The organism is Pseudomonas sp. TE50-2 (genome assembly GCF_040813665.1).
GTDB classification, from domain to species: Bacteria; Pseudomonadota; Gammaproteobacteria; order Pseudomonadales; family Pseudomonadaceae; genus Aquipseudomonas; species Aquipseudomonas soli.
Genome location: NZ_JBFNXN010000001.1, coordinates 4,012,697 through 4,038,286 on the forward strand (window position 1 = coordinate 4,012,697; position 25,590 = coordinate 4,038,286).

At 64.5% G+C, this 25,590-nt stretch carries 25 protein-coding genes; 22 read left to right on the plus strand and 3 right to left on the minus strand.

What is annotated here, in order from left to right:
• Positions 1-15: 15 nt before the first annotated feature.
• Entirely contained in the window at positions 16-834 is an 819-nt protein-coding gene (gene suhB / locus AAHK21_RS18405; RefSeq protein ID WP_046854248.1) for an inositol-phosphate phosphatase, read from the minus strand.
• A gap of 151 nt (positions 835-985) precedes the next feature.
• On the opposite strand from suhB, the gene trmJ reads away from it, so the two are divergent.
• The 21 genes from trmJ to AAHK21_RS18510 all read left to right on the plus strand — a co-directional run bounded on the left by trmJ (position 986) and on the right by AAHK21_RS18510 (position 19,691).
• Positions 986-1,741, plus strand: a complete 756-nt coding sequence (trmJ, locus tag AAHK21_RS18410; protein WP_038706772.1) for a tRNA (cytosine(32)/uridine(32)-2'-O)-methyltransferase TrmJ — start codon at positions 986-988, stop codon at positions 1,739-1,741.
• A gap of 3 nt (positions 1,742-1,744) precedes the next feature.
• Positions 1,745-2,533 carry a serine O-acetyltransferase gene (cysE, locus tag AAHK21_RS18415; protein WP_046854250.1) on the plus strand — a complete coding sequence of 263 codons (789 nt, stop codon included), beginning with the start codon at positions 1,745-1,747 and terminating at the stop codon, positions 2,531-2,533.
• 168 nt (positions 2,534-2,701) lie between these two features.
• Positions 2,702-3,193 (plus strand): Fe-S cluster assembly transcriptional regulator IscR, encoded by a 492-nt coding sequence (gene iscR, locus AAHK21_RS18420; protein WP_023630639.1) that lies wholly within the window; start codon positions 2,702-2,704, stop codon positions 3,191-3,193.
• Positions 3,194-3,237: 44 nt separating this feature from the next.
• Entirely contained in the window at positions 3,238-4,452 is a 1,215-nt protein-coding gene (locus tag AAHK21_RS18425; protein WP_046854251.1) for an IscS subfamily cysteine desulfurase, read from the plus strand.
• A gap of 46 nt (positions 4,453-4,498) precedes the next feature.
• The gene (gene iscU / locus AAHK21_RS18430; protein ID WP_023630637.1) at positions 4,499-4,885 is read left to right on the plus strand and encodes a Fe-S cluster assembly scaffold IscU; all 387 of its coding nucleotides are present in this window, start codon (positions 4,499-4,501) and stop codon (positions 4,883-4,885) included.
• A 25-nt stretch (positions 4,886-4,910) separates the two neighbouring features.
• On the plus strand, positions 4,911-5,234 hold the full coding sequence (iscA, locus tag AAHK21_RS18435; protein WP_023630636.1) for an iron-sulfur cluster assembly protein IscA: 324 nt from the start codon (positions 4,911-4,913) through the stop codon (positions 5,232-5,234).
• An 8-nt stretch (positions 5,235-5,242) separates the two neighbouring features.
• Positions 5,243-5,764, plus strand: a complete 522-nt coding sequence (gene hscB, locus AAHK21_RS18440) for a co-chaperone HscB (RefSeq protein WP_367857983.1) — start codon at positions 5,243-5,245, stop codon at positions 5,762-5,764.
• A gap of 43 nt (positions 5,765-5,807) precedes the next feature.
• Positions 5,808-7,670 (plus strand): Fe-S protein assembly chaperone HscA, encoded by a 1,863-nt coding sequence (hscA, locus tag AAHK21_RS18445; protein WP_367857984.1) that lies wholly within the window; start codon positions 5,808-5,810, stop codon positions 7,668-7,670.
• Between the two features lie 3 nt (positions 7,671-7,673).
• Positions 7,674-8,015, plus strand: coding sequence for an ISC system 2Fe-2S type ferredoxin (fdx, locus tag AAHK21_RS18450; protein WP_046854253.1), 342 nt, complete (start codon positions 7,674-7,676; stop codon positions 8,013-8,015).
• Between the two features lie 10 nt (positions 8,016-8,025).
• On the plus strand, positions 8,026-8,226 hold the full coding sequence (gene iscX / locus AAHK21_RS18455; RefSeq protein ID WP_023630071.1) for a Fe-S cluster assembly protein IscX: 201 nt from the start codon (positions 8,026-8,028) through the stop codon (positions 8,224-8,226).
• 89 nt (positions 8,227-8,315) lie between these two features.
• Positions 8,316-8,741, plus strand: coding sequence for a nucleoside-diphosphate kinase (gene ndk, locus AAHK21_RS18460; RefSeq protein ID WP_008092560.1), 426 nt, complete (start codon positions 8,316-8,318; stop codon positions 8,739-8,741).
• Between the two features lie 28 nt (positions 8,742-8,769).
• Positions 8,770-9,912: a 23S rRNA (adenine(2503)-C(2))-methyltransferase RlmN gene (gene rlmN / locus AAHK21_RS18465; protein ID WP_028689594.1), complete on the plus strand. Its 1,143-nt coding sequence runs from the start codon at positions 8,770-8,772 to the stop codon at positions 9,910-9,912.
• A 14-nt stretch (positions 9,913-9,926) separates the two neighbouring features.
• Positions 9,927-10,688 (plus strand): type IV pilus biogenesis/stability protein PilW, encoded by a 762-nt coding sequence (pilW, locus tag AAHK21_RS18470; protein ID WP_367857985.1) that lies wholly within the window; start codon positions 9,927-9,929, stop codon positions 10,686-10,688.
• On the plus strand, positions 10,685-11,734 hold the full coding sequence (locus tag AAHK21_RS18475) for a RodZ domain-containing protein (protein WP_367857986.1): 1,050 nt from the start codon (positions 10,685-10,687) through the stop codon (positions 11,732-11,734). The genes pilW and AAHK21_RS18475 overlap by 4 nt, the downstream gene beginning before the upstream one ends.
• Positions 11,735-11,737: 3 nt before the next feature.
• Positions 11,738-12,847 carry a flavodoxin-dependent (E)-4-hydroxy-3-methylbut-2-enyl-diphosphate synthase gene (gene ispG, locus AAHK21_RS18480; RefSeq protein WP_011532347.1) on the plus strand — a complete coding sequence of 370 codons (1,110 nt, stop codon included), beginning with the start codon at positions 11,738-11,740 and terminating at the stop codon, positions 12,845-12,847.
• Between the two features lie 24 nt (positions 12,848-12,871).
• Positions 12,872-14,158 carry a histidine--tRNA ligase gene (gene hisS / locus AAHK21_RS18485; RefSeq protein WP_217868438.1) on the plus strand — a complete coding sequence of 429 codons (1,287 nt, stop codon included), beginning with the start codon at positions 12,872-12,874 and terminating at the stop codon, positions 14,156-14,158.
• A gap of 38 nt (positions 14,159-14,196) precedes the next feature.
• A complete protein-coding gene (locus tag AAHK21_RS18490) occupies positions 14,197-14,838 on the plus strand; it encodes a tetratricopeptide repeat protein (RefSeq protein WP_038706767.1) in 642 nt (213 codons plus the stop codon).
• A gap of 1 nt (position 14,839) precedes the next feature.
• Entirely contained in the window at positions 14,840-15,982 is a 1,143-nt protein-coding gene (bamB, locus tag AAHK21_RS18495; RefSeq protein WP_046854257.1) for an outer membrane protein assembly factor BamB, read from the plus strand.
• A gap of 117 nt (positions 15,983-16,099) precedes the next feature.
• Entirely contained in the window at positions 16,100-17,563 is a 1,464-nt protein-coding gene (gene der / locus AAHK21_RS18500) for a ribosome biogenesis GTPase Der (protein ID WP_046854258.1), read from the plus strand.
• A gap of 200 nt (positions 17,564-17,763) precedes the next feature.
• Positions 17,764-18,912 carry a pyridoxal phosphate-dependent aminotransferase gene (locus AAHK21_RS18505; RefSeq protein ID WP_367857987.1) on the plus strand — a complete coding sequence of 383 codons (1,149 nt, stop codon included), beginning with the start codon at positions 17,764-17,766 and terminating at the stop codon, positions 18,910-18,912.
• Positions 18,900-19,691 carry an amidohydrolase gene (locus AAHK21_RS18510; RefSeq protein WP_046854260.1) on the plus strand — a complete coding sequence of 264 codons (792 nt, stop codon included), beginning with the start codon at positions 18,900-18,902 and terminating at the stop codon, positions 19,689-19,691. Before AAHK21_RS18505 ends, AAHK21_RS18510 begins: the two co-directional genes overlap by 13 nt.
• A gap of 57 nt (positions 19,692-19,748) precedes the next feature.
• On the opposite strand, the gene AAHK21_RS18515 is transcribed toward AAHK21_RS18510, so the two are convergent.
• Both AAHK21_RS18515 and AAHK21_RS18520 read right to left on the minus strand, forming a co-directional pair.
• The gene (locus tag AAHK21_RS18515; RefSeq protein WP_367857988.1) at positions 19,749-22,304 is read right to left on the minus strand and encodes a PepSY domain-containing protein; all 2,556 of its coding nucleotides are present in this window, start codon (positions 22,302-22,304) and stop codon (positions 19,749-19,751) included.
• Positions 22,305-22,406: 102 nt separating this feature from the next.
• A complete protein-coding gene (locus tag AAHK21_RS18520) occupies positions 22,407-24,686 on the minus strand; it encodes a TonB-dependent receptor (protein WP_367857989.1) in 2,280 nt (759 codons plus the stop codon).
• A gap of 220 nt (positions 24,687-24,906) precedes the next feature.
• On the opposite strand from AAHK21_RS18520, the gene AAHK21_RS18525 reads away from it, so the two are divergent.
• Positions 24,907-25,587 (plus strand): Fe2+-dependent dioxygenase, encoded by a 681-nt coding sequence (locus AAHK21_RS18525; protein WP_046854262.1) that lies wholly within the window; start codon positions 24,907-24,909, stop codon positions 25,585-25,587.
• Positions 25,588-25,590 lie beyond the last annotated feature (3 nt).

A 25,590-nucleotide genomic window follows, 5' to 3' on the forward strand; every position in this document is an offset into this window, starting at 1 on the left:
GCTCGCAATCGGCGCTTAGCGCTTCATGTGTTCCGGCAGGTGCGGCTGGATGGCAGTCAGCACGGCCTTGAAGCACTTGATGTTGCCCGCGACGATGTGGCCTTTCTCGAGGAATTCGTGGCCACCGTTGAAGTCGCTGACCAGGCCGCCCGCTTCCTGGATCAGCAGCACGCCCGCGGCCATGTCCCACTCGGACAGGCCCGACTCCCAGAAGGCGTCGAATCGGCCGGCGGCGACATAGGCCAGGTCCAGGCTGGCGGAGCCGGCGCGGCGGATGCCGGCGGTCTGGCCGGTCAGGGCGCGGAACATGCCCAGGTAGTTGTCCAGGTCGGCCATCTGGCTGTCACGGAACGGGAAGCCGGTACCCAGCAGGGCGCCTTCCAGGCTGGTGCGCGAGCTGACGCGCAGGCGACGGCCATTGATCTGGGCGCCACGGCCACGGCTGGCGGTGAATTCTTCCTGGCGAACCGGGTCGACGATCACGGCGTGCTCGAGGCGGCCACGGTATTTGCAGGCGATGCTGACAGCGAAGTGCGGCACGCCACGCAGGAAGTTGGTGGTGCCGTCCAGTGGGTCGATGATCCACAGGTAGTCCTTGCCTTCTTCGCCGGTGCCGGCGTGCAGGCCAGTTTCTTCGCCCTGGATGGAATGGTTCGGGTAGGCCTTGCGCAGGGCCTCGACGATGACCTTCTCGGCGGCGCGATCAACCTCGGACACGTAGTCCTTGGCCTGCTTTTCGTCGACTTTGATGCTGTCCAGGCGTTCGATGGAGCGGAAAATCAGTTCACTGGCGCTGCGAGCGGCGCGCAGGGCGATATTCAGCATAGGCTGCATGGGAAGGTCACCTGGAGATGTTAAAGAGGAAAGCCGGCCATTCTAGCAGAAATCTTTGACGACAGAAGTGTCACATTTGCTTTCATGGCGTTACGCTGGTCGGTTCTGTAAGATCGAACCCTCCTTTTTCTGCATCCGAGAGCACGACACCTTGCTGCAAAATATTCGTGTTGTCCTGGTCAATACCAGCCACCCCGGCAACATCGGCGGCGCTGCGCGTGCCATGAAGAACATGGGCTTGTCGCGCCTGGTGCTGGTGCAACCGAAAGAATTCCCGGCCGCCGATGCCTCGGCGCGCGCCTCGGGTGCCGACGATGTGCTGGCCGGCGCCCAGGTGGTCGACAGCCTCGAGCAGGCGCTGGTCGGCTGCAGCCTGGTCATGGGCACCAGCGCCCGCGAGCGCAGCATCCCCTGGCCGCTGATCGGCCCCCGTGAGTGCGGCACCAAGGCGGTGGAGCACGCCCTGGGCGGTGAGGAAATCGCCCTGGTGTTCGGTCGCGAGCACGCCGGCCTGACCAACGAAGAACTGCAGCGATGTCACTTCCACGTGCACATTCCCTCCAATCCCGACTTCAGCTCGCTGAATCTGGCCGCCGCGGTCCAGGTGCTTGCCTACGAGGTGCGCATGGCCTCGTTGGCGGTGCAGGACACGGCGCCAAAGGTCGAGAAGGCGGACGCCAATGAGCTGGCGACCATGGACGAAATGGAGCTGTTCTATGACCACCTGGAAAAGACCCTGGTGGACATCGGCTTCCTCGACCCTGCCAAGCCCAAGCACCTGATGCCGCGCATGCGCCGGCTGTACGGGCGCAGCTCGGTCGAGCGTACGGAAATGAGCATTTTGCGCGGCATCCTCACCGAGACCCAGAAAGTCGTCCGGGGCGAGCCGCATAAACGGAAGGACTGAACGATGTTCGAGCGTCTGCGTGAAGATATTCAAAGTGTTTTCCATCGTGACCCGGCGGCGCGCAACGCCTTCGAGGTGCTGACCTGCTACCCGGGCATGCACGCCATCTGGCTGCACCGCCTGGGCAATGCCCTGTGGAAGCGCGATTTCAAATGGCTGGCGCGCCTGGTGTCGAACTTCGGTCGCTGGATGACCGGCATCGAGATCCACCCGGGCGCGACCATCGGCCGGCGCTTCTTCATCGATCACGGCATGGGCATCGTCATTGGCGAAACCGCCGAGATCGGCGACGACGTGACCCTCTACCAGGGTGTCACCCTTGGTGGTACCAGCTGGAACAAGGGCAAGCGTCACCCGACCCTGGAAAACGGCGTCGTGGTTGGTGCCGGGGCCAAGGTTCTGGGCCCGTTCACCGTGGGGGCCGGGGCCAAGATCGGCTCCAACGCCGTGGTCACCAAGGCGGTGCCGGCCGGCGCCACGGCGGTGGGCATCCCGGGGCGGATCATCGTCAAGACCGAGGATGATGCCGTCGAGGCCAAGCGCAAGGCCATGGCCGAGAAGATCGGCTTCGACGCCTATGGCGTCAGTGGCGACATGCCAGACCCGGTGGCGCGCGCCATCGGCCAGATGCTCGACCACCTGCAGGCCGTCGACGAGCGCCTGGAGGGCATGTGTGGCGCGCTGACCCGGATGGGCAGTGACTACTGCGCCAAGGAACTGCCGGCGCTGCCCGACGACGACTTCGCCGAAGCCTGCGTCGAGCTGAAGCAGGGCGACACTCGGTCGCATTGATTGCGCCGGCCCGATACAAGGGGCGTGTGCTCGCGCCCCTTGTCTGCTACACTCGCGGCCGCCTCCCGCATGCATACCCGACTAAAGCACTAGGTCTTATAGTTGACTTAAATGCTCGGGAATCGCATACTCGCACACATCCTGTAACTCCCGTGGTACCCATACGCCATGCGACTGACTACCAAAGGCCGATACGCCGTGACCGCCATGCTTGACCTGGCGTTGCACGCGCAGCAGGGGCCGGTGTCTTTGGCCGATATTTCCGAGCGCCAGGGCATTTCCCTCTCTTATCTGGAACAGCTGTTCGCCAAGCTGCGCCGCAGCAGCCTGGTATCCAGCGTTCGCGGCCCAGGCGGCGGCTACCAGCTGTCGCGAGGCATGGAAACCATCCAGGTGGCCCAGGTCATCGACGCGGTCAACGAATCGGTCGATGCCACCCGTTGCCAGGGCCTGGGGGATTGCCACGCCGGTGATACCTGCCTGACTCACCACCTGTGGTGCGACCTGAGCCAGCAGATCCATGAATTCCTCAGTGGCATCAGCCTGGCCGACCTCGTCATGCGCCGCGAGGTGCAGGAAGTCGCCCAGCGCCAGGACCTGCGCCGCGTCGCAGGCCGAACCGCCCAGCTGGACAAGATTGAGACGTCCGCCGTCGACTGAAACTGCAGCGACGAGCGACGCCACCGCCTGATAGGAGATACTCAATGAAGTTGCCGATCTACCTCGATTACTCCGCGACCACGCCGGTCGATCCCCGTGTCGCCCAGAAGATGGCCGAGTGCCTGCTGGTTGACGGGAACTTCGGTAACCCGGCCTCGCGCTCCCACGTGTTCGGCTGGAAAGCCGAGGAAGCAGTCGAGAACGGCCGCCGCCAGGTCGCCGAGCTGATCAACGCCGATCCGCGCGAGATCGTCTGGACCAGCGGTGCCACCGAGTCCGACAACCTCGCCCTCAAAGGCGTGGCGCACTTCTATCAGACCAAGGGCAAGCACATCATCACCTCCAAGATCGAGCACAAGGCGGTCCTGGATACCGCTCGCCAGCTCGAGCGTGAAGGTTTCGAGGTCACCTACCTCGAGCCAGGTGAAGACGGCATCGTCACCCCGGCGATGGTCGAAGCCGTCCTGCGCGACGACACCATCCTGGTCTCGCTGATGCACGTGAACAACGAAGTCGGCTCGATCAACGACATCGCCGCCATCGGTGAACTGACCCGTTCGCGCGGCGTGTTGTTCCACGTCGACGCCGCCCAGTCGGCCGGCCGGGTCGAGATCGACCTGCAAAAGCTTAAAGTCGACCTGATGTCGTTCTCGGCGCACAAGGTCTACGGCCCCAAAGGCATCGGCGCGCTGTACGTCAGCCGCAAGCCGCGTGTGCGCCTGGAAGCCATCATCCACGGTGGTGGCCATGAGCGCGGCATGCGTTCGGGCACCCTGCCGACCCACCAGATCGTCGGCATGGGCGAAGCCTTCGCCATCGCCAAGCAGGAAATGGCGGCTGAAAACGTGCGCATCAAGGCCCTGAGCGACCGCTTCTTCAAGCAGGTCTCGGACCTCGAAGAGCTGTACGTCAACGGCAGCCAGACCCAGCGCGTGCCGCACAACCTGAACCTGAGCTTCAACTACGTCGAAGGCGAGTCGCTGCTGATGTCGCTCAAGGACATCGCTGTTTCGTCCGGTTCGGCCTGCACCTCCGCTTCGCTCGAGCCGTCCTACGTCCTGCGCGCCCTGGGCCGCAACGACGAGCTGGCGCACAGCTCGATCCGCTTCTCCTTCGGTCGCTTCACCACCGAGGAAGAAGTCGACTACGCCGCGCAGAAAGTCTGCGAGGCCGTGAACAAGCTGCGCGAATTGTCGCCGCTGTGGGACATGTACAAAGACGGCGTCGACATCTCCAAGATCGAGTGGGCCGCCCACTAAGCAGTCGCCGGCAAGAGCGGCTCCCTGATGAGGAAGGAATTGCACCATGGCATACAGTGAAAAGGTCATCGACCACTACGAAAACCCGCGCAACGTCGGCAAGATGAACGCCGACGATCCGGACGTCGGTACCGGCATGGTCGGCGCCCCGGCCTGCGGTGACGTGATGCGCCTGCAGATCAAGGTCAACGAGCAGGGCGTCATCGAAGACGCCAAGTTCAAGACCTACGGTTGCGGTTCGGCCATCGCCTCCAGCTCCCTCGCCACCGAGTGGATGAAGGGCAAGACCCTGGACGAGGCCGAGACCATCAAGAACACCCAGCTGGCTGAAGAGCTGGCATTGCCGCCGGTCAAGATCCACTGCTCCGTGCTCGCCGAAGATGCCATCAAGGCCGCTGTTCGCGACTACAAGCAGAAGAAAGGCTTGGTCTGAGTCGACTGCGAGGTAAGGAGTTCCGATGGCTATCAGCATGACAGAAGCCGCCGCCAACCACATTCGCCGCTCCCTTGACGGGCGCGGCAAGGGTGAGGGCATTCGCCTGGGCGTGCGCACCACCGGCTGCTCGGGCCTGGCCTACGTGCTGGAGTTCGTCGACGAGCTCGCCGCCGAAGACCAGGTGTTCGAGAACCACGGCGTGAAGGTCATCATCGACCCGAAAAGCCTGGTGTACCTCGACGGCACCGAGCTGGACTTCGTCAAGGAAGGGTTGAACGAAGGTTTCAAGTTCAACAACCCCAACGTGCGCGGTGAGTGTGGCTGCGGCGAAAGCTTCAACGTTTGAGGCTGGCCGTGGGTACTCTTTGCCATTTCGCCCTGTTCGACCTGCAACCGGCTTTCCGCCTGGACCTCGACAAACTGGCCGTTCGCTATCGCGAGTTGGCCCGTGAGGTCCACCCCGACCGCTTCGCCGACGCTTCCGAGCGTGAGCAGCGTGTCGCCCTGGAAAAGTCTGCGGCGCTGAACGACGCCTACCAGACCTTGCGCAGCGCGCCGCGTCGCGCCCGTTACCTGCTGGCCATCGGTGGCCACGAAGTGCCCCAGGAAGTCACGGTGCATGATCCGGACTTCCTGCTGCAGCAGATGCAGTGGCGCGAAGAGCTCGAAGAGTTGCAGGACGAAGCCGACCTTGACGGTGTCGGTGTGTTCAAGAAGCGCCTCAAGGGTGCCCAGGACGCACTGAACAATGACTTCGCCGACTGTTGGGACGATGCAATCCAGCGCGACAAGGCCGAGCGCCTGATGCGCCGCATGCAGTTCCTCGACAAGCTCGCCCAAGAAGTGCGCCAACTCGAAGAGCGCCTCGACGATTAACCCCGGCGTCGCCCGTGATGACGCCTAAGGTACTCAGATAAGCATGGCCCTACTGCAGATCGCCGAACCCGGTCAGAGCCCTCAACCGCACCAGCGCCGCCTGGCGGTGGGTATCGACCTGGGCACCACCAATTCTCTCGTCGCCGCCGTGCGCAGCGGGCGCAGCGAGCCGCTGCCCGACGACCAGGGCCAGGTGATCCTGCCCTCGGCCGTGCGTTATCTCGAAGGTCGCAGCGAAGTGGGCCAGGTCGCCCGTGATGCCGCCTCCAGCGACCCGTTGAACACCATCCTGTCGGTCAAGCGCCTGATGGGGCGCGGTCTGGCCGACGTCAAGCAATTGGGCGAGCAACTGCCGTACCGCTTCGTCGGTGGCGAGTCGCACATGCCGTTCATCGACACCGTCCAGGGCCCGAAGAGCCCGGTGGAAGTGTCGGCCGATATCCTCAAGGTACTGCGCCATCGCGCTGAGCAAACCCTCGGCGGCGAGCTGGTGGGTGCGGTGATCACCGTGCCGGCATACTTCGACGATGCCCAGCGCCAGGCAACCAAGGACGCCGCCAAACTGGCCGGTCTCAACGTCCTGCGCCTGCTCAACGAGCCTACCGCGGCGGCCGTGGCCTATGGCCTGGACCAGAATGCCGAAGGCCTGGTGGCGATCTACGACCTGGGCGGCGGTACCTTCGATATTTCCATCTTGCGCCTGACCGGCGGTGTCTTCGAGGTGCTGGCCACCGGTGGCGATACCGCCCTGGGCGGCGATGATTTCGACCACGCCATCGCTGGCTGGATCATCGAGCAGGCGGGGCTTTCCTCCGACCTCGACCCAGCCACCCAGCGCCAGCTGCTGCAGGCTGCCTGCGCGGCCAAGGAAGCCCTGACCGACGCCGACGTGGTCGGTGTCAGCCACGGCGCCTGGCAGGGCGAGCTGAGCCGGGTGGCGTTCGACGCCATGATCGAGCCATTGGTCGCCCGCAGCCTCAAGGCTTGCCGTCGTGCCGTGCGTGACAGCGGCGTCGAGCTCGAAGAAGTCGGCGCGGTGGTCATGGTCGGCGGTTCGACCCGCGTGCCGCGCGTACGCGAGACGGTCGGCGCACTGTTTGGCCGTACCCCGCTGACCTCGATCGACCCCGACCAGGTGGTGGCCATCGGTGCCGCGATCCAGGCCGACACCCTGGCTGGCAATCGTCGCGAAGGCGGCGAGCTGTTGCTGCTGGACGTCATCCCGCTGTCGCTCGGCCTCGAGACCATGGGCGGGCTGATGGAGAAGGTGATCCCGCGCAACACCACCATCCCGGTGGCCCGCGCCCAGGAGTTCACCACTTACAAGGATGGCCAGTCGGCCATGATGATCCACGTCCTGCAGGGTGAGCGCGAGCTGATCAGCGATTGCCGCTCGCTGGCACGCTTCGAGCTGCGCGGCATCCCAGCGATGGTGGCCGGTGCGGCGAAGATCCGCGTGACCTTCCAGGTCGACGCCGATGGCCTGCTCAGCGTCGCGGCCCGCGAGCTGGGTTCGGGCGTGGAATCGAGCATCCAGGTCAAGCCATCCTATGGCCTGACCGATGGCGAGATCGCCCGCATGCTCAAGGATTCGTTCGAGCATGCCGGCTCCGACAAGCACGCGCGCCAGTTGCGCGAGCACCAGGTCGACGCCGAGCGCCTGCTCGAAGCGGTGCAGGGCGCCCTGGACGCCGATGGCGAACGCCTGCTCAGCAGTGACGAGCGCGACGCGATCGAATTCCAGATGCAGGAACTACGTGATTTGCTGAGCGGCACCGATGGCGCCGCCATCGAGCAACAGACCAAGCGTCTGTCGCAAGTGACCGATGCATTTGCCGCCCGTCGCCTTGATTCGACGGTCAAAGCCGCACTGGCCGGGCGCAACCTGAATGAGATCGAGGAGTAATCGATGCCGCTGGTGACATTCCTGCCGCATGAGAAGTTCTGCCCCGAAGGGCTGACCGTGGAAGTGCCGTCCGGGACCAATATCCTGGAGCTGGCCCACGACCATCACATCGAGATGGAAAGCGCCTGCGGCGGCGTCAAGGCCTGCACCACCTGCCACTGCATCATCCGCAAGGGCTTCGACTCCCTTGAGGAGGCCGATGAGCTGGAGGAAGACATGCTGGACAAGGCCTGGGGCCTGGAGGCGCAGTCGCGCCTGGGTTGCCAGGTGGTCGTCGGCGATGAGGACCTCACCATCGAGATCCCCAAATACTCGCTCAACCACGCCGCCGAAGCGCCGCACTGAGGTTTTGTACATGAGTCTGAAATGGGTTGATGTACTTGAGATCGCCATCCAGCTTGCGGAAAGCAAGCCTGAGGTCGATCCTCATTACGTGAATTTCGTCGATCTGCGCGCCTGGGTGATGGCGCTGCCTGAATTCGATGACGATCCGTCGCGTTGCGGTGAGAAGGTTCTCGAGGCCATCCAGGCGGCCTGGATCGACGAAGCCGACTGAACGCACGCTGCAGGTTAGGCAATCCCCCGGAACCCGCGTATAATTCGCGGGTTTAATTTTTCGCAACACTCATATTTCTGGAGTTTTCCATGGCTGTTCAACGTACTTTCTCCATCATCAAGCCTGACGCCGTTGCCAAAAACGTCATCGGCAAGATCACCACTCGCTTCGAAGAAGCCGGCCTGAAAATCGTCGCTTCGAAAATCAAGCAACTGTCCAAGGCAGAAGCCGAAGGCTTCTACGCCGAGCACAGCGCTCGTGGCTTCTTCGGTGACCTGGTTGCCTTCATGACTTCCGGCCCGGTCGTTGTTCAGGTTCTGGAAGGCGAGAACGCCATCGCTCTGAACCGTGAGCTGATGGGCGCCACCAACCCTAAAGAAGCTGCTGCCGGCACCATCCGCGCCGACTTCGCCGAGTCGATCGACGCCAACGCCGTTCACGGTTCGGACTCCGAAGCCGCTGCCGCTCGCGAAATCGCTTACTTCTTCGCTGCTACCGAGGTAACCACTCGCTAAGCGAAGGCTTACGAGTGAGGGTGAATCCATGACGACATCGACTGACAAGATCAACCTGCTGGGGCTTACCCTGGCGGAAATGGAACAGTTCTTCGACTCAATCGGGGAGAAGCGCTTCCGTGCCGGTCAGGTGATGAAATGGATTCACCACTTTGGCGTCGATGATTTCGCCGCCATGACGAACGTCGGCAAGGTCTTGCGCGAAAAGCTCGAGGCCGTTGCCGAAATTCGGGGCCCGGAAGTGGTCAGCGAAGACATTTCCGCCGACGGCACCCGCAAGTGGGTGGTCCGCGTTGCCTCCGGCAGCTGCGTCGAGACCGTCTACATCCCCACCGACGATCGCGGCACCCTGTGCGTGTCGTCGCAAGCCGGCTGCGCCCTGGACTGCAGTTTCTGCTCCACTGGCAAGCAAGGCTTCAACAGCAACCTCACCGCCGCCGAAGTGATCGGCCAGGTGTGGCTTGCCAACAAATCCTTCGGGACCGTCCCGGCCAAGATCGACCGCGCGATTACCAACGTGGTCATGATGGGCATGGGCGAGCCCTTGCTGAATTTCGACAATGTCATCGCCGCCATGAAGATCATGATGGAAGATCTGGGCTATGGCATTTCCAAGCGTCGCGTGACCCTGTCCACCTCGGGCGTGGTGCCGATGATCGACGAGCTGGCCAAGCACATCGACGTGTCCCTGGCCCTGTCGCTGCACGCGCCGAACGACGAGCTGCGCAACAAGCTGGTGCCGATCAACAAGAAGTACCCGTTGAAGATGCTGCTGGAGTCGTGCATGGGCTATATGTCCACCCTCGGCGGCAAGCGTGTGCTGACCATCGAGTACACCCTGCTCAAGGACGTCAACGACCAGCCCGAGCACGCCGCGCAGATGATCGAGCTGCTGCGTGATGTGCCGTGCAAGATCAACCTGATCCCGTTCAACCCGTTCCCGCACTCCGGCTACGAGCGGCCGAGCAACAATGCCATCCGCCGCTTCCAGGACCTGCTGCACCACGGCGGCTTCAACGTGACCACGCGCACCACCCGTGGTGACGACATCGACGCCGCCTGCGGTCAGCTGGTAGGCCAGGTCAATGACCGCACCCGCCGCAGCGAGCGCTACATCGCCGTGCGTCAGCTGGCCGCCGACGAGCCGCAAGACAGCGCCGCGCGCCCCTGACGAGCACCTGCCCCATGAGCCTGCGCACCGCGCTGTCGATCCTGACGCTTTCGCTGCTGGCCGGCTGCGTGTCCGGCGGCGCGGGTGACCCCCTGGCCAACCGCCAGGGGCGTGAGGCGGCGGGGCAGGCCTATGTGCAGTTGGGGCTGGGGTATTTGCAACAAGGTTTGACCGAGCGCGCCAAGGCCCCTCTGGCCAAAGCGCTCGCCCTCGACGCCCGCGACGCCGATGCCCACGCGGCGCTCGCCCTGGTGTTCCAGGCCGAGGATGAGCCCGCCCTGGCTGGCGAGCATTTCGACAAAGCCCTGGCCATCCGCCCGGATGACACGCGAATCCGTAACAACTACGGCAGTTTCCTATATGCTCAGGGCCGTTTCGACGAAGCCCACGCGATGTTCCTCCAGGCCGCCGCCGATACCCTGTATCCTGAGCGTTCGCGCGTCCACGAGAACCTCGGGCTCACCGCCTTGAAGCGGGGGCAGGGCGCTCAGGCCCGCGAATATCTGGAAAAGGCCCTTCGGCTCAATCAGCGGCAACCGAAGGCTTTGCTCGAAATGGCTGAGTTGTCCTACGAAAACAGGCATTATGTGCCGGCCCGGGATTACTACGATCGTTTCAGCCAGCTGAGCGACCAGAATGCCCGCAGCCTGCTGCTGGGCCATCGCCTGGCACTTGCCCTTGACGAGCAGGGCACCGCGGCCCGCTTGGGCCAGCAATTACAACGACTTTATCCCGGTACGCCGGAATATCAGCAATACCTGTCGGAGCAACGATGAAAGCCGCGCACACTGAAGTAGCAGCAGCGACTCGCCAGAACCCCGGTGACGTCTTGCGCCAGGCCCGCGAAAAACGCGAATGGAGCCAGGCCGAGGTCGCTCGCAAGCTCAACCTCACGGTATCTTCGCTGAACAACCTGGAAAACGGCACCTTCGACAAGCTGCCCGGGCATACCTTCGCCCGTGGCTACATCCGCGCCTACGCCAAGCTGATGGACATGGACCAGGCGCCCCTGGTCGAGGCCTTCGACCAGATCACCGGGACCCACGCCAAAGGCAGTGAGGTGCACGCGCTGGGCCGCATCGAAGAGCCGGTGCGCCTGTCGCACAACATCCTGCGCGTGGTCAGCCTGTTGCTGCTGGTCGCCGTGGTCGGTGGCGGCTTCTTCTGGTGGCAGGACCAGAGCAGCCTGCGCGGCAAGGACCTGGCCAAGATCGCCCTGGAGCACGTCGAGGTCGAGAGCGCCGACGGCACCACGCAGATTCACCCGCTGGACGAACCGGAAGACCAGGCTGTGAGCGAGGGCCAGCAGGCCGAAGGCCAGGCCCTGCCGCTGGAACCGAGCAGTGCCGAGCAGGCGCCGGTCGCTGAGGCCCAGGCGCCAGTCGTCTCCGTTGCGCCTGCCACGCCAGCCACCAGCGCCGCGCCGACTGCCGCCGCGCCTGTGGCACCGGTTGTCGCGCCAACCGCGCCTGCCGTGGTCACCCCCGCCGTGCCTGCCGCCACCGCGCCAGCCGCAGCCGTCGCGGCCACCGCTGCGGTCGCACCGACTGCGCCCGCTGAAGCTGCACCGGCCCCGGCCGGCAGCGCCAAGGTTCATATCCAATTCACCGCCGATTGCTGGACCCAGGTCTCTGACGGCAACGGCAAGGTGCTGTTCAGCGCCATCAAGCGCAAGGGCGACAGCCTGGAACTGACCGGCAAGCCACCGTTCGCGGTGCGCCTGGGCTTCGCCCGCGGCGCCCAGGTGAGCTACAACGGCCAGGCGGTCGATGTCGCCCCGTTCACCAGTGGCGAAACCGCTCGCCTGAAGTTGGGACAGTAAGTCATGCACGGCGAATCTCCGATCAAACGTCGCGAATCCCGCAAGATCTGGGTCGGCAATGTGCCGGTGGGTGGTGATGCGCCCATCGCGGTGCAGAGCATGACCAACACCGACACCAACGACGTCGCCGCCACCGTGGCGCAGATCCAGCGCCTGGTCGATGCCGGCGTGGACATCGTCCGTGTCTCGGTACCGGACATGGACGCCGCCGAGGCGTTCGGCAAAATCAAGAAACTGGTCAGCGTGCCGCTGGTCGCCGACATCCACTTCGACTACAAGATCGCCCTGCGCGTGGCCGAGCTGGGTGTCGACTGCCTGCGCATCAACCCGGGCAACATCGGCCGTGAAGACCGTGTGCGCGCCGTGGTCGATGCCGCCCGCGACCGTGGTATCCCGATCCGCATCGGCGTCAACGCAGGCTCCCTGGAAAAGGACCTGCAGAAGAAGTACGGCGAGCCGACCCCGGCGGCGCTGGTCGAATCGGCCCTGCGCCATGTCGAGCACCTCGACCGCCTGGATTTCCAGGACTTCAAGGTCAGCGTCAAGGCCTCAGACGTGTTCATGGCCGTCGAAGCCTACCGCCTGCTGGCCAAACAGATCATCCAGCCGCTGCACTTGGGCATCACCGAAGCCGGTGGCCTGCGCTCGGGGACGGTGAAATCCGCCGTCGGCCTAGGTATGCTGCTGGCCGAAGGCATCGGTGACACCATTCGCATTTCCCTGGCCGCCGATCCGGTCGAGGAAGTGAAGGTCGGCTACGACATCCTCAAGTCGCTGCACCTGCGTTCCCGTGGCATCAACTTCATCGCCTGCCCGAGCTGCTCGCGGCAGAATTTCGATGTGGTCAAGACCATGAACGAACTGGAAGGGCGCCTGGAGGACCTGCTGGTGCCGCTGGACGTGGCGGTGATCGGTTGCGTGGTCAACGGCCCTGGCGAAGCCAAGGAGTCGCATGTGGGCCTGACCGGCGGCACGCCGAACCTGGTGTACATCGACGGCAAGCCATCGCAGAAGCTGAACAACGACAACCTGGTCGACGAGCTGGAAAAGCTCATCCGCCAGAAAGCGGCCGAGAAGGCCGAGGCCGACGCGGCGCTGATCGCCCGCGGCTGAGACACAGATTCGTAAGGACTATTCGTGAGCAAATCGCTGCAAGCCATCCGTGGCATGAACGACATCCTGCCCGACCAGTCGCCGCTGTGGCGCTACTTCGAGGGCACCGTGGCCGGCTTGCTGGACAGCTACGGCTACAGCCAGATCCGCACGCCGATCGTCGAGTTCACCGAGCTGTTCAAGCGCTCGATCGGTGAAGTCACCGATATCGTCGAGAAGGAGATGTACACCTTCCAGGACAACAAGGACTCGCTTACCTTGCGCCCGGAAGGCACCGCCGCTTGCGTGCGCGCAGTGCTCGAGCACGGCATCATCGGTAATGGCCAGGTGCAGAAGCTCTGGTACGTGGGCCCGATGTTCCGCCACGAGCGCCCGCAACTGGGACGCTACCGGCAGTTCCACCAGATCGGTGTCGAGGTGTTCAACCTGGCCGGCCCGGATATCGACGCCGAACTGATCATGCTCACCTGGCGCCTCTGGGCGTTGCTGGGTATCCAGGACGCAGTGACCCTGGAGCTCAACAGCCTTGGCACCAGCGAAGCCCGCGCGCGCTATCGCGATGCACTGGTGGAGTTCCTGTCCCAGCGCATCGATCAGCTGGACGAAGACAGCCAGCGCCGCCTGAAGAGCAATCCGCTGCGTATCCTCGACAGCAAGAACGCAGGCACCCAGGCCGCCCTGGTGGGCGCGCCGAAGCTCGAAGAGTACCTGGACGAAGAGTCCCGCGTGCATTTCGAGGGTGTGAAGGCGCGTCTTGACGCTGCTGGCATCCCGTTCGTGATCAACACCAAGCTGGTACGCGGCCTGGATTATTACAGCAAGACCGTGTTCGAGTGGGTCACCGACAAACTCGGAGCCCAGGGCACGGTCTGCGCCGGTGGGCGCTACGACGGCCTGGTCGAGCAGATGGGCGGCAAGCCGACCGCTGGCGTTGGCTTTGCCATGGGTATCGAGCGCCTGCTGCTGCTGATCGAAACCCTCGGCCAGGTGCCAGAGTCGATCAGCCGTACCATCGACGTCTACCTGTGCGCCTTTGGTGAGCAGGCCGAGCTTGCCGGCCTGAAGATCAGCGAGCAACTGCGTGATCGTCTGCCGAACCTGCGCCTGGCGGTCAACGCCGGTGGCGGCAACTTCAAGAACCAGTTCAAGAAGGCCGACAAGAGCGGCGCGCTGTTCGCCCTGATCCTCGGCGACGACGAGCTGGCCAAGCAAGAGATAGGCGTGAAGCCCCTGCGCGGCCAGGGCGAACAACAGAACATTGCCTGGGATGCGCTTGCTGCGCACCTGGAAACCGCGATCGCCCAGGCGTGATGCGGTCCGACAACGAATAGGCGAATAGGAGTATTGGGGTGTCGAGTACCGATGATGAAGGCCTGGCAGCGGCCAAGGACTGGTGGAACCGCAACGGCAAGCCACTGCTGACCGGCGCCCTGCTGGCCGGTGTGGTGGTGATGGGCTGGCAGACCTGGCACAAGTACCAGGCCAACCAGTCGCAAGGCGCTTCGGCGCTGTACCAGGCCCTGCTGGAAACCTCGCTGACGCCGGATGGCAAGCCTGACGCGAGCAAGGTGGCGGAGCTTTCCGGCAAGCTCAAGAGCGAGTTCGGCGGCACCGCCTACGCCCAGTACGGCAGCCTGTTCGTCGCCAAGGTGGCGGTCGAGAGCGGCAAGCTGGACGACGCGGCGAGCGAACTCAAAAGCGTGATGGACAAGCCGGCCGACGCCACCCTGAGCGAGATTTCGCGCCAGCGCCTGGCACGCGTGCTCGCGGCCCAGGACAAGGCCGAGGACGCCCTCAAGCTGCTCGACGGCGACACCGACAAGGCCTTCCTGGCCAGCCGTGAAGAACTCAAGGGCGACCTGCTGGTGCAGCTGGGCCGTGCCGACGACGCCCACGGCGCCTACGAAAAAGCCAAGGCCGCGCTGTCCGACGACGCCGCGATCGGTGGCCTGCAACTGAAGCTGGATGACCTGGCCAAAGGGGACGCCTGAAGTGAAGGGTTGGAAACAAGCAGCAGTGCTCACCCTCGCCGTCCTGGCGGCGGGTTGCAGCAGCAACAGCAAGAAGGAACTGCCCCCGGCCGAGCTGACCAAGTTCACCGAGGAAGTGGTGCTGAAGAAGCAGTGGAGCCGTTCGATCGGTGACGGCCAGGGTGAGACCTACAACACCCTGGTGCCGGCCATCGAGAACGACCGCATCTACGCTTCCGACGTCAACGGCGAGGTCTTCGCGCTGAACCGCATCACCGGTGACGTGGTGTGGAAGAAGGACCTCGAGCTGCCGGTTTCCGGTGCCGTGGGCGTGGGTTATGGCCTGGTCATGCTGGGGACCCTGAAGGGCGAGGTCATTGCCCTGGACTCCAGCACCGGCGAGGAGCGCTGGCGCTCCCGCGTCTCCAGTGAAGTGCTTGCACCGCCCGCCAACAATGGCGACGTGGTGGTGGTGCAGACCCAGGACGACCGCCTGGTCGGCTTCGACGCCGCCACGGGTGACCGTCGCTGGATCTACGAGAACAGCCCGGCCGTGCTGACCCTGCGTGGTACCGGTGCGCCGGTGGTGACCAACCGCCTGGCCGTTGCCGGCCTGTCCACCGGCAAGGTGGTGGCGGTCGACATCAGCAACGGCGTGCCAGTGTGGGAAAGCCGCGTGGCCGTTCCACAGGGCCGCTCCGAGCTGGACCGCGTGGTGGACATCGACGGCGGCCTGCTGCTGTCCGGTGGCACCCTGTACGTCAGCACCTACCAGGGCCGCGTCGCCGGCCTGGACCTGGAAAGCGGCCGCGTGCAGTGGCAGCGTGATGCCTCCAGCTACGTGGGTGTCGCCCAGGGCTTCGGCAACGTCTATGTCAGCGAAGCGTCGGGTACCGTGCAGAGCGTCGACGAGCGTTCTTCCAGCTCGCTGTGGAGCAACGACTCCATGGCCCGCCGTCAGCTGTCGGCGCCGGAAGTGTTCTCCAGCTATGTGGCGGTGGGTGACTTCGAGGGTTACCTGCACCTGCTCAGCCAGGTCGATGGCCGCTTCGTCGGCCGTGAGCGTATCGACAGCGATGGCCTGCGCGCCCGCCCACTTGTGGTCGGCGACACCATCTACGTCTTCGGCAACAGCGGCAAGCTCGAGGCACTGACCATCCGCTGAAGCTATGCTTGGGCCCGTTCGCGGGCTCAGGTTGCGGCGTAGGAAACGCCGCCCGAACTCCGGCCGCTGCCTTGCAGCGGCCTTTGCATTTTCAAGAATTCAAGAGTGGAGAGCCGCATGGTTCCCGTAATCGCCCTGGTGGGCCGCCCCAACGTCGGCAAATCCACCATGTTCAACCGCCTGACCAAGACCCGCGATGCCATCGTCGGTGACCTGTCGGGCCTGACCCGTGACCGCCAGTATGGTGATGCCAGCTGGCAGGGTCGCTCGTTCATCCTGATCGACACCGGTGGTATCACCGGCGACGAAGTAGGCATGGACGAGAAGATGGCCGAGCAGTCGCTGATGGCCATCGAGGAAGCCGACTACGTATTGTTTCTGGTCGACGCCCGTGCCGGCATGACCGCCGCCGACCAGATGATCGCCGACCACCTGCGCAAGCGGAACAAGTCGGCCATCCTGGTGGCCAACAAGATCGACAACATCGACCCCGATATCGCCCGCGCCGAGTTCTCGCCGCTGGGCATGGGCAACGCGATTCCGGTGGCCGGCTCCCAGGGCCGTGGCATCAACGCCCTGATGGAATCGGTGCTCGGCCACATTCCGCGTGACGCCGAAGAAGAAGCCCTCGATCTGGAAGTCGCCGAAGGCGAAGAGGCCGTGCGCATCCCCGGCCCGAGCGAAAAGGACGGCATCAAGATCGCCATCATCGGCCGCCCGAACGTGGGCAAGTCGACGCTGGTCAACCGCATGCTCGGTGAAGAGCGGGTGGTGGTGTACGACGAGCCCGGCACTACCCGCGACAGTATCTACATCCCGTTCGAGCGCGATGGCGAGAAGTACACCTTCATCGACACCGCCGGCGTGCGCAAGCGCGGCAAGATCCACGAGGAAGTCGAAAAGTTCTCGGTGGTGAAGACCCTGCAGGCGATCAAGGACGCCAACGTGGTGATCTTCGTCATGGACGCCCGTGAAGGCGTGGTCGACCACGACCTCAACCTGCTGGGCTTCGCCCTCGACGCTGGCCGGGCGATCGTCATCGCACTGAACAAGTGGGACGGCATGGAGCCGGGCGAGCGCGACTATGTGAAGACTGAGCTCGAGCGCCGGCTGTTCTTCGTCGACTTCTGCGACATCCACTTCATCTCTGCCTTGCACGGTACCGGCGTTGGCCACCTGTACAAGTCGGTGCAGGCCGCGTTCAAGTCGGCGGTCACTCGCTGGCCGACCAGCCGCCTGACGCAGATCCTCGAAGACGCCATCAGCGAGCACCAACCACCGCTGGTCAACGGCCGTCGCATCAAGCTGCGCTATGCCCACCTCGGTGGCGCCAACCCGCCGCTGATCGTGATCCACGGCAACCAGACCGAGAAGGTGCCCAAGTCCTACTCGCGTTATCTGGAGAACACCTACCGCCGCGTGCTCAAGCTGGTCGGCACGCCGATCCGCATCGAGTACAAGGGCGGTGAGAACCCGTACGAGGGCAACAAGAACACCCTCACCGACCGTCAGGTCAACAAGAAGCGCCGCCTGATGTCGCACCACAAGAAGGCCGAGAAGAAGCGCCGCGACAAGCGCTGATTCCGTGCTGGCTTCATCGCCGGCTAGCCGGCTCCCACAGCGTATGCGCAAGCGACAATACCTGTGGGAGCCGGCTTGCCGGCGATAGGGCCCTTTGATCCACCGCAATCCCCCTATTGTTTCAACCTTTTTCCTGACCGCTCGTTCCGCTATGCTCGGATCCACCCCCGTGCCGGACAAACCCCAGGAAAGAGGGCTCCATGATCCGCAGCAAACTGCCGAACGTCGGCACGACCATCTTTACCACCATGTCGCAACTGGCCATGCAGACCGGTGCGCTCAACCTGTCCCAGGGCTTCCCTGACTTCAACGGCCCCCAGGCCCTGCTCGATGCCGTTGGCCGCCATGTGGCCGCCGGGCATAACCAGTATTCGCCGATGACCGGCCTGCCAGCCCTGCGCCAGCAGGTTGCGGCCAAGATCGCCCGGCTGTATGGCGTGGCGGTGGATGCCGACCAGGAAGTAACCATCACCCCGGGCGCCACCGAGGCGATCTTCTGCGCCATCCAGGCGGTGATCCACCCCGGTGACGAGGTGATCGTCTTCGACCCCAGCTACGACAGCTACGAGCCGTCGGTGGAACTGGCCGGTGGCCGCTGCGTGCATGTGCCGCTGCGCGATGGCAGCTTCAGCATCGACTGGCAGAAGTTCAGCGACGCCCTGAGCCCGCGCACGCGCATGGTCATCCTCAATTCGCCGCACAACCCCAGCGGCGCCTTGATCAGCCGCGACGACCTGGACCAGCTGGCCGCGTTGATCGGCAACCGCGATATCTACCTGGTCAGCGACGAAGTCTACGAGCACCTGATCTACGACGGTGTGCGCCACGCCAGCGTGCTGGCCCACGCGCAGCTGTACAGCAAAGCCTTCGTCATCAGCTCGTTCGGCAAGACCTATCACGTCACCGGCTGGAAAACCGGCTACGTGGTCGCGCCACCGGCCCTCAGTGCCGAATTGCGCAAGGTGCACCAGTACGTCAACTTCTGCGGCGTCACGCCCTTGCAGTGCGCCCTGGCCGACTTCATGGCCGAGCACCCTGAGCACATCGACGAGCTGCCGGCCTTCTACCAAGCCAAGCGTGACCTGTTCTGCGACCTGCTGCAGGCCTCGCGTTTCACCTTCACCCGCACCCCGGGCACCTATTTCCAACTGGTGGACTATTCGCAGATCCGCCCCGACCTGAACGATGTCGACATGGCCCTGTGGCTGACCCGTGAGCATGGCGTGGCCAGCATCCCGGTGTCGGTGTTCTACCAGCAACCCATCCCCGAGCAACGCCTGGTACGCCTGTGCTTTGCCAAACGCGAGGAGACGCTGCGCCAGGCAGCGGAGAGACTATGCGCGATCTGAGCCAACTGCCGAACCTGAAAATCGCCCTGGTGCAGACCACCCTGGCCTGGCACGACCGCGAGGCGAACTACGCGCACTTCGAGGAACTGATCACCCAGGCCGGTGAAGTGGACCTGGTGGTCCTGCCGGAAATGTTCACCACCGGGTTTTCGATGGAGTCCGAAAGCCTGGCCGAGCCGGAAAACGGCCCGACCTACAAATGGCTCAAGGCCCAGGCGAAGAAAGCCAACGCCGTGATCACCGGCAGCGTGATCATCCAGGCCGCCGATGGCAGCCATCGCAACCGGCTGCTGTGGGCGCGGCCCGATGGCGAGATTCTGCACTACGACAAGCGCCACCTGTTCCGCATGGCCGGCGAGCACAAGCACTACACCCCGGGCGAGCGCCAGGTGCAGTTCGAACTCAAGGGCTGGCGGATTCGTCCGCTGATCTGCTACGACCTGCGTTTCCCGGTGTGGAGCCGCGATGCCCAGGACACCGACCTGCTGCTGTACACCGCCAACTGGCCGGCGGCGCGGCGCCTGCACTGGAACCGGTTGCTGCCGGCACGGGGCATCGAGAACCTGTGCTTTGTGGCGGCGGTGAACCGGGTGGGGACCGATGGCAAGGGTTTCGCCTATTCCGGCGACAGCCAGGTGCTGGACTTCCAGGGTGAGAGCCTGCTCAGCGCGGGCGAGGCCGACGGGGTGTTCACTGTGGTGCTGCGGGCGGCGGAGTTGGCCGCGTACCGGGCGCGGTTCCCGGCCAATATGGATGCCGATACCTTCGAATTGCATTGACTCCATCGCGGGGCAAGCCGGGACACCGCTCCGACTTGCCCCGCGATGCTTTATCAGTCAGTACACATCCCGCCGATAGCGCCCATCCTCGATCAGCTGCTGCACCCGCGCCTCACCGAGCATGCCCTGCAGCGCCGCATCAACGCCGGCAGCCATGCCGTGCAAACTACCGCAGACATACACGCAAGCTCCTTCATCGACCCAGCGCTTGAACTCGTCGGCCTGCTGCAACAGCACATCCTGCACGTAGATCTTCTCTGCCTGGTCCCGTGAGAAAGCCAGGTCCAGCCGTTGCAGGTCGCCGCTTGCCACCCAACCCTGTAGTTCCTCACCGCACAGCAGGTCGTGCGCCCGGTTGCGCTCACCGAACAGCAGCCAGTTGCGCTGCTCGCCCGCCGCGATGCGCGCCTTGAGCAGGCTGCGCAGGCCAGCCAGGCCGGTGCCGTTACCGATCAGCACCAGAGGGACCGATCCGCCGGGCAGGTGGAAGCCGCTGTTGCGACGCAGGCGTGCGCTGACGCTGCCATCGAGTGGCAGATACTCGGTCAGCCAGCCGGAACCGAGGCCCAGGCTGCCATCGGCGTGGCGCTCCTGGCGCACGATCAGCTCCAGCGCGCCGTCGCTGGCGATGGATGCAATCGAGTACTCGCGGGCGGCCAGCGGGATCAGGGCATCGACCAGCGCCTGTGCATGCAGGCCCACCAGGTGTTCGCGGCCGACCGGCAACTGGCGGCTGGCCAGGGCCTGCGCCAGGTTTTCCTGCAGGCCGTCGAGTTGCACCGGGCAACGAGGATCGAGGCCCAGGCCTGCCAGGAAGGCATCGACACGAGGCTGGCCATTGCGCGGCACGATCTCGATCAGGTCGCCTGCTTCCCAGGTCGCGGGCATTTGCGCCTGCAGGCCCAGCAGGTAGACCGGCGCGCCCTGGCTGCCCGGGTTGAGCAGTTCACGGCGCAGCAGATGCCAGTTGCCGAAGCTCGGTGCTTGCCAGGCGGCGACCGGACGAGCGCCGGTCAGTTGCGTCAGTTCCTGTTGCCACAGCGCAAGCGCGGCGGGGTCGGCATTGTCCACTTCCACCGGGCTGAAGGCGCAGGTGGCGCCGCGCTCGCCGAGCCAGGCCTGGAGGCGGCGGGCGAAGCCGCAGAAGTGCGGGTACTGGCGGTCACCCAGGGCGAGCAGGGCGTAGTCCAGGTGCTCCAGCGCCCACGGCTGGCCGAGCACCTTGCGTTCGAAGCCGCGGGCACTGTCCGGGGCTTCGCCGTCGCCGAAGGTGCTGACCACGAACAGTGCGCGGTTGGCATTGCGTAACTGGGCTTCGCCCAGCTCGGCCAGCGGACGGACCTGCACCGGCAAGCCGGCAGCCTGCAACTGGCCGGCGCTCTGCCAGGCCAGCTGTTCGGCGAAACCGCTCTGGCTGGCGAAACCGATCAGCCAGCTGTCGCCGGCGTTGCCCTGATCACCCACCGCGCCACGGGCGACACGTACCTGGCGTTTCTTGCGGCGGCGGTCGAGGTACAGCAACCAGCCGGTGACGAAGAACAGCGGCATGGTCAGGCTGGCGAGGGTGACGATGATGCGCCCGGGCAGGCCGAAGTACTCGCCGACGTGCAGGGCATAGACGCTTTGCAGCAGTTGCGCCTTGAACGACTTGTCGGCATAGCGTTCGTGACGCTTGACCTGGCCGCTGGCCGGGTCGAGGGTGAGGGTGTTGAAGGCCCGCTCGTGCTCGGCGCCCTGTAGCAGGTAGAACAGTGTCGCGGGCTGGCCGCCGGCCGGCGGCAGGCGCAGGTTGTAGGTGGCCAGGTCCGGGCCTGCGGCTGCCTTGAGGTTGGCCCAGATGGCGTCATAGTCCACCACCCGTGGCGGGGCATTCTTGTCCACTTTGGACGGACCATGACGACCGCCACGGCCTTCGCCGCGTTTCTGCTCGCCCGCCGCGGGCTGGTCGGCCAGCAGGCGGTTGAGGCCCTCGCGGTACCACTCGTAGGACCAGAACAGCCCGGTCAGGGCGAACAGCAGATAGAACAACAGGCACCAGGTGCCGAACACCGCGTGCAGGTCCCAGTTGAAGGCGCGGCCTTTCTTAGCCCAGTCCAGCGTCAGCCAGGTGCGCCAGTTCAGGGCCTTGCGCGGCCAGCGCAGGTACAGCCCGGAGAGGCAGAAGAAGATCAGCATCAGGGTGCAGGCGCCAGTGATCTGCCGGCCGGTGTCGCCCATGGCCAGGAACCGGTGCAGGTTGAGCATGAGGTTGAAGAAGCCAAGGCCTGCGACTTCACCCTTGAGCTCGCCGGTGTACGGGTCGGCGTAGCGCAGCGCACCGCGGCGCTCGCCGGGGGCCGGGGTGAAGAAGATCCGCGCCGCGTTGCCGTCGCGGGTATCGACCCAGAGCATGGAGACCTGGTCGCCTTGCGCGGCTTCGACCCGGCGCACCAGCTCGGCCGGCGGCAGCACGCCTTCCTGGCGTACCTCGACCTTAAGCACCTCGGCGTTGAACGCGCGCAGCAGTTCCTCCTGGAACGACCAGATCGCGCCGGTGATGCCCATCAGCGCCAGCACCAGGCCGGCGGTGATGCCAAAGAACCAGTGCAATTGGAACAGCGTCTTCTTCACCACATCGATCACCTTGTCTTGCCGCCAGCAACTGCGCGGCGTGCATTATGCCTTGATACGCAAAAGCCCCGTTCAATCGATTGAACGGGGCCTGGAGTGCGGCTTTTAGAAGTGGACGCTGGTGGTCAGCAATGCCGTGCGTCCCGCTGCCTGGTTGGCGAAGTGGGTGGAGTAGGCCTTGTCGTAGTAGACCTCGTTGGTGAGGTTCTGCACGTTCAACTGCAGGTCGATGTTCTTGGTCAGCTTGTAGGCCGCCATGGCGTCGTAGCGCACGTAGCTGTCGACCATGGTGGTGTTGGCCACGCTGCCGTAGACGTCGTCGACATAGAAGGCGCCGCCACCGACCGTCAACTTCGGCGTCAGCTGGTAGGTGGTCCACAGGCTGGCGCTGTTGTTCGGCGTGTTGGGCAACTGGTTGCCGTCGTTGGCCTTGCCCAGCGGGCCACCGTCGATCTGGCGGGCCTGCATGTAGGTGTAGCCGGCGAACACCTGCCACTTGTCGGTCAGCTTGCCGCTGGCCGACAGCTCGATGCCTTGCACACGGGTTTCGCCGACGTTCTCGTAGGTGTTGGTATTGACCTGGACCCGCGCGTTTTCCTTCTCGGTGCGGAACAGCGCCGCTGCCAGGGACAGGCGCTGGTCGAGCAGGTCCCACTTGGTGCCGAGCTCGTAGTTGGTGGTTTCTTCCGGCTCCATGTCACTGTTGAGCAGGTTGCCGGAGCGGTCGGTGGCATTGCCCAGAGGGTTGCCTTCGGTACCCTCGCCGAGCATGGCGCCAGGCGGCGTGGCGGAAGTGGCGTAGGACACATAGATGCTGCCGTTGTCGGCCGGCTTCCACACCAGGCCCAGCTGGCCGGTGATGAACTCGCTGGTGTCCTGGCCCTTGGCGGGTACGCCCTTGGCGCTCACCGCAGTGCTGCCATTGGCATTGTAGCCACGGTAGTCGGTGTCGAAGTGGTCATAGCGCAGGCCCATGTTGAGCAGCCACTGCGGGGTCAGCTCCAGGGTGTCGAACACGTAGAGTGCGCGGGTCTTGCTGCTGGTCTTGGTGCCGGCGTAGTTGCGCGCGACGGTGCCGACCCAGGCATCGTCCGGGTTCGGGTTGTCCAGCGAGGTGCAGCTGCCGCCGCTGCCAGGCCCGGTGCAGGTGAGCTTGCTGTTGGGGGTGACGGTGTAGCTCTGGCGGTCGGACTCTTCCTTGGTGAACTCGACGCCGGTGGAGAAGCTGTTCTTCAGGCCGCCCAGGTAGAACTCGCCGAACAGGTCGGTCTGGTTGGTGGTGGTGGCGGTGTTGCCCACACGGGTGTTGGCGCGACGCCAGACGCCGTTGTTGTTGACGTTGCCGGCGCTGTCGTCAGGCTGGGTCAGCACGTAGTCCTGCATGCTGTTGCCGTGGCGCAGGGTGTTCTTGATGGTCAGCGTGTCGGACAGGTCGTGCTCGATGGCGAAGGTCGCGATATCGACACGGGTCTTGCGGAAGTCGCGGCCGGTCAGGCCGTAGAAGTTGTCGCTGTCGCCGCCGTCCACCGGTTTGTCCGGATGGGCAGAGGTGCGTGCGGTGCTGCCAGCCCGTGGCACGCTGTAGGGAATGCCGGAGTCCGGCAGGTCGTCGCTTTCCAGGTGGTAGTAGTCGAGGTTGACGCGGGTCGGCGTGCCCAGGCCGAACGCCAGCGACGGGGCGATGCCCCAGCGGTCGTAGTTGACCTTGTCGCGGCCGGCGACGTTGCTCTCGTGGGTCATCAGGTTCAGGCGCCCGGCGACGCTGTCGCTGAACTGGTAGTTGCCGTCGAAGGTGTAACGCTGGGTCTGGTCGCTGCCCCAGGTCCAGGCGCCATCCAGCGAGTTGCCCAGGTGTGCGCGCTTGCTCACCAGGTTGATGGTGCCGCCAGCGGCACCACGGCCACCAATGGCCGAGTTCGGCCCCTTGGCCACTTCGACAGACTCGATGGCGAAGATTTCGCGGGTCTGGGCGCCGGTGTCCCGCACGCCGTCCAGGTAGGTGTCGCCCTGGGCGTCGAAGCCACGGATGAAGGGGCGGTCGCCCTGCGGGTTGCCGCCTTCGCCGGCGCCGAAGGTGATCCCGGGCACGGTGCGCAGGGCGTCCTGCAGGGACATGGCGTTGGTGTCCTTGATCACCTGCTGGGGAATCACCGTGATCGAGCGCGGCGTGTCCACCAATGGCGCGGTGTACTTCTGCGACGAGGCCTTGTCGACCTTGTACTCGGTGCTTGCCTGTTCGGCCTTGCCATTGACGCTGGTGGCGTCGAGGGTGATGGCGTTGCTGGCGGCCGGGTCGGCGGCATAGGCCGAGGTGGCGGTGATCGCCATGCCGATGGCGGAGGCGAGCAGACGTGGTGAACTCACAGCAGATGGCACGTGACGCATTGTTGTAGACCTTCCCCAAGGTATGAAGGCCGCGGATGTTAATGTAAGCGAATGTAAGGAACAATTGAGAAGCGTTACCATTCGCCAGGAATTTACATTCTTTACAATTTGGCCTTACGGTTTTAACGGTCTCGTGCGTCTTGCCGTGGTGAAAGGGACTTGTGGTGAGTAAAAGGTAATCAATATCATTGACGCCCCTATCGCTCTCGGTGCCGTCGCCATGCTGCTTCACATCCCAGGCCTGTTCGAGGCCGACGAAATCCTGCGCATTCGCGAGGCCCTGGAGCAGGCCGACTGGGCCGACGGCAAGATCACCGCCGGATACCAGTCGGCCAAGGCCAAGCACAACCTGCAGTTGCCCGAGGGCCATGCGCTGGCCAAGGAAATCGGCAGTGCGTTGATCGAGCGGCTGTGGCGCAACCCGTTGTTCATGTCGGCGGCGCTGCCACACAAGGTGTTCCCGCCGCTGATCAACTGCTATCGCGAGGGCGGCAGTTTCGATTTCCATATCGACAATGCCCTGCGCCAGCCCAAGGGCAGCCCGGAGCGCGTGCGTACCGACCTGTCCTCGACGCTGTTTCTCAGCGACCCGGACAGCTACGACGGCGGCGAACTGGTGATCCAGGACACCTATGGCGTGCGGCAGGTCAAGCTGGCCGCCGGCGACCTGGTGCTGTACCCCGGCACCAGCCTGCACAAGGTCAACCCGGTCACCCGCGGGGCGCGCTATGCGGCGTTCTTCTGGACGCAGAGCCTGGTGCGCGAGGACAGCCAGCGCACCTTGCTGTTCGAGATGGACAATGCCATCCGCCAGCTCGGCGCAGATGTGCCAGAGCACCCGTCGCTGCTGCAACTGACGGGCACCTACCACAACCTGCTGCGCCGCTGGGCCGAGGTCTGAGCC

What these genes read in the sequence shown, in the direction of transcription:
- AAHK21_RS18520 (WP_367857989.1), bottom strand. Translation starts at nt 24,686, where the DNA reads ATGCGTCACGTGCCATCTGCTGTGAGTTCACCACGTCTGCTCGCCTCC.
- iscX (WP_023630071.1), top strand. Translation starts at nt 8,026, where the DNA reads ATGAGTCTGAAATGGGTTGATGTACTTGAGATCGCCATCCAGCTTGCG.
- ndk (WP_008092560.1), top strand. Translation starts at nt 8,316, where the DNA reads ATGGCTGTTCAACGTACTTTCTCCATCATCAAGCCTGACGCCGTTGCC.
- AAHK21_RS18505 (WP_367857987.1), top strand. Translation starts at nt 17,764, where the DNA reads ATGATCCGCAGCAAACTGCCGAACGTCGGCACGACCATCTTTACCACC.
- AAHK21_RS18525 (WP_046854262.1), top strand. Translation starts at nt 24,907, where the DNA reads ATGCTGCTTCACATCCCAGGCCTGTTCGAGGCCGACGAAATCCTGCGC.
- hscA (WP_367857984.1), top strand. Translation starts at nt 5,808, where the DNA reads ATGGCCCTACTGCAGATCGCCGAACCCGGTCAGAGCCCTCAACCGCAC.
- suhB (WP_046854248.1), bottom strand. Translation starts at nt 834, where the DNA reads ATGCAGCCTATGCTGAATATCGCCCTGCGCGCCGCTCGCAGCGCCAGT.
- AAHK21_RS18475 (WP_367857986.1), top strand. Translation starts at nt 10,685, where the DNA reads ATGAAAGCCGCGCACACTGAAGTAGCAGCAGCGACTCGCCAGAACCCC.
- cysE (WP_046854250.1), top strand. Translation starts at nt 1,745, where the DNA reads ATGTTCGAGCGTCTGCGTGAAGATATTCAAAGTGTTTTCCATCGTGAC.
- iscU (WP_023630637.1), top strand. Translation starts at nt 4,499, where the DNA reads ATGGCATACAGTGAAAAGGTCATCGACCACTACGAAAACCCGCGCAAC.
- fdx (WP_046854253.1), top strand. Translation starts at nt 7,674, where the DNA reads ATGCCGCTGGTGACATTCCTGCCGCATGAGAAGTTCTGCCCCGAAGGG.
- der (WP_046854258.1), top strand. Translation starts at nt 16,100, where the DNA reads ATGGTTCCCGTAATCGCCCTGGTGGGCCGCCCCAACGTCGGCAAATCC.
- AAHK21_RS18510 (WP_046854260.1), top strand. Translation starts at nt 18,900, where the DNA reads ATGCGCGATCTGAGCCAACTGCCGAACCTGAAAATCGCCCTGGTGCAG.
- AAHK21_RS18425 (WP_046854251.1), top strand. Translation starts at nt 3,238, where the DNA reads ATGAAGTTGCCGATCTACCTCGATTACTCCGCGACCACGCCGGTCGAT.
- ispG (WP_011532347.1), top strand. Translation starts at nt 11,738, where the DNA reads ATGCACGGCGAATCTCCGATCAAACGTCGCGAATCCCGCAAGATCTGG.
- iscR (WP_023630639.1), top strand. Translation starts at nt 2,702, where the DNA reads ATGCGACTGACTACCAAAGGCCGATACGCCGTGACCGCCATGCTTGAC.
- pilW (WP_367857985.1), top strand. Translation starts at nt 9,927, where the DNA reads ATGAGCCTGCGCACCGCGCTGTCGATCCTGACGCTTTCGCTGCTGGCC.
- iscA (WP_023630636.1), top strand. Translation starts at nt 4,911, where the DNA reads ATGGCTATCAGCATGACAGAAGCCGCCGCCAACCACATTCGCCGCTCC.
- rlmN (WP_028689594.1), top strand. Translation starts at nt 8,770, where the DNA reads ATGACGACATCGACTGACAAGATCAACCTGCTGGGGCTTACCCTGGCG.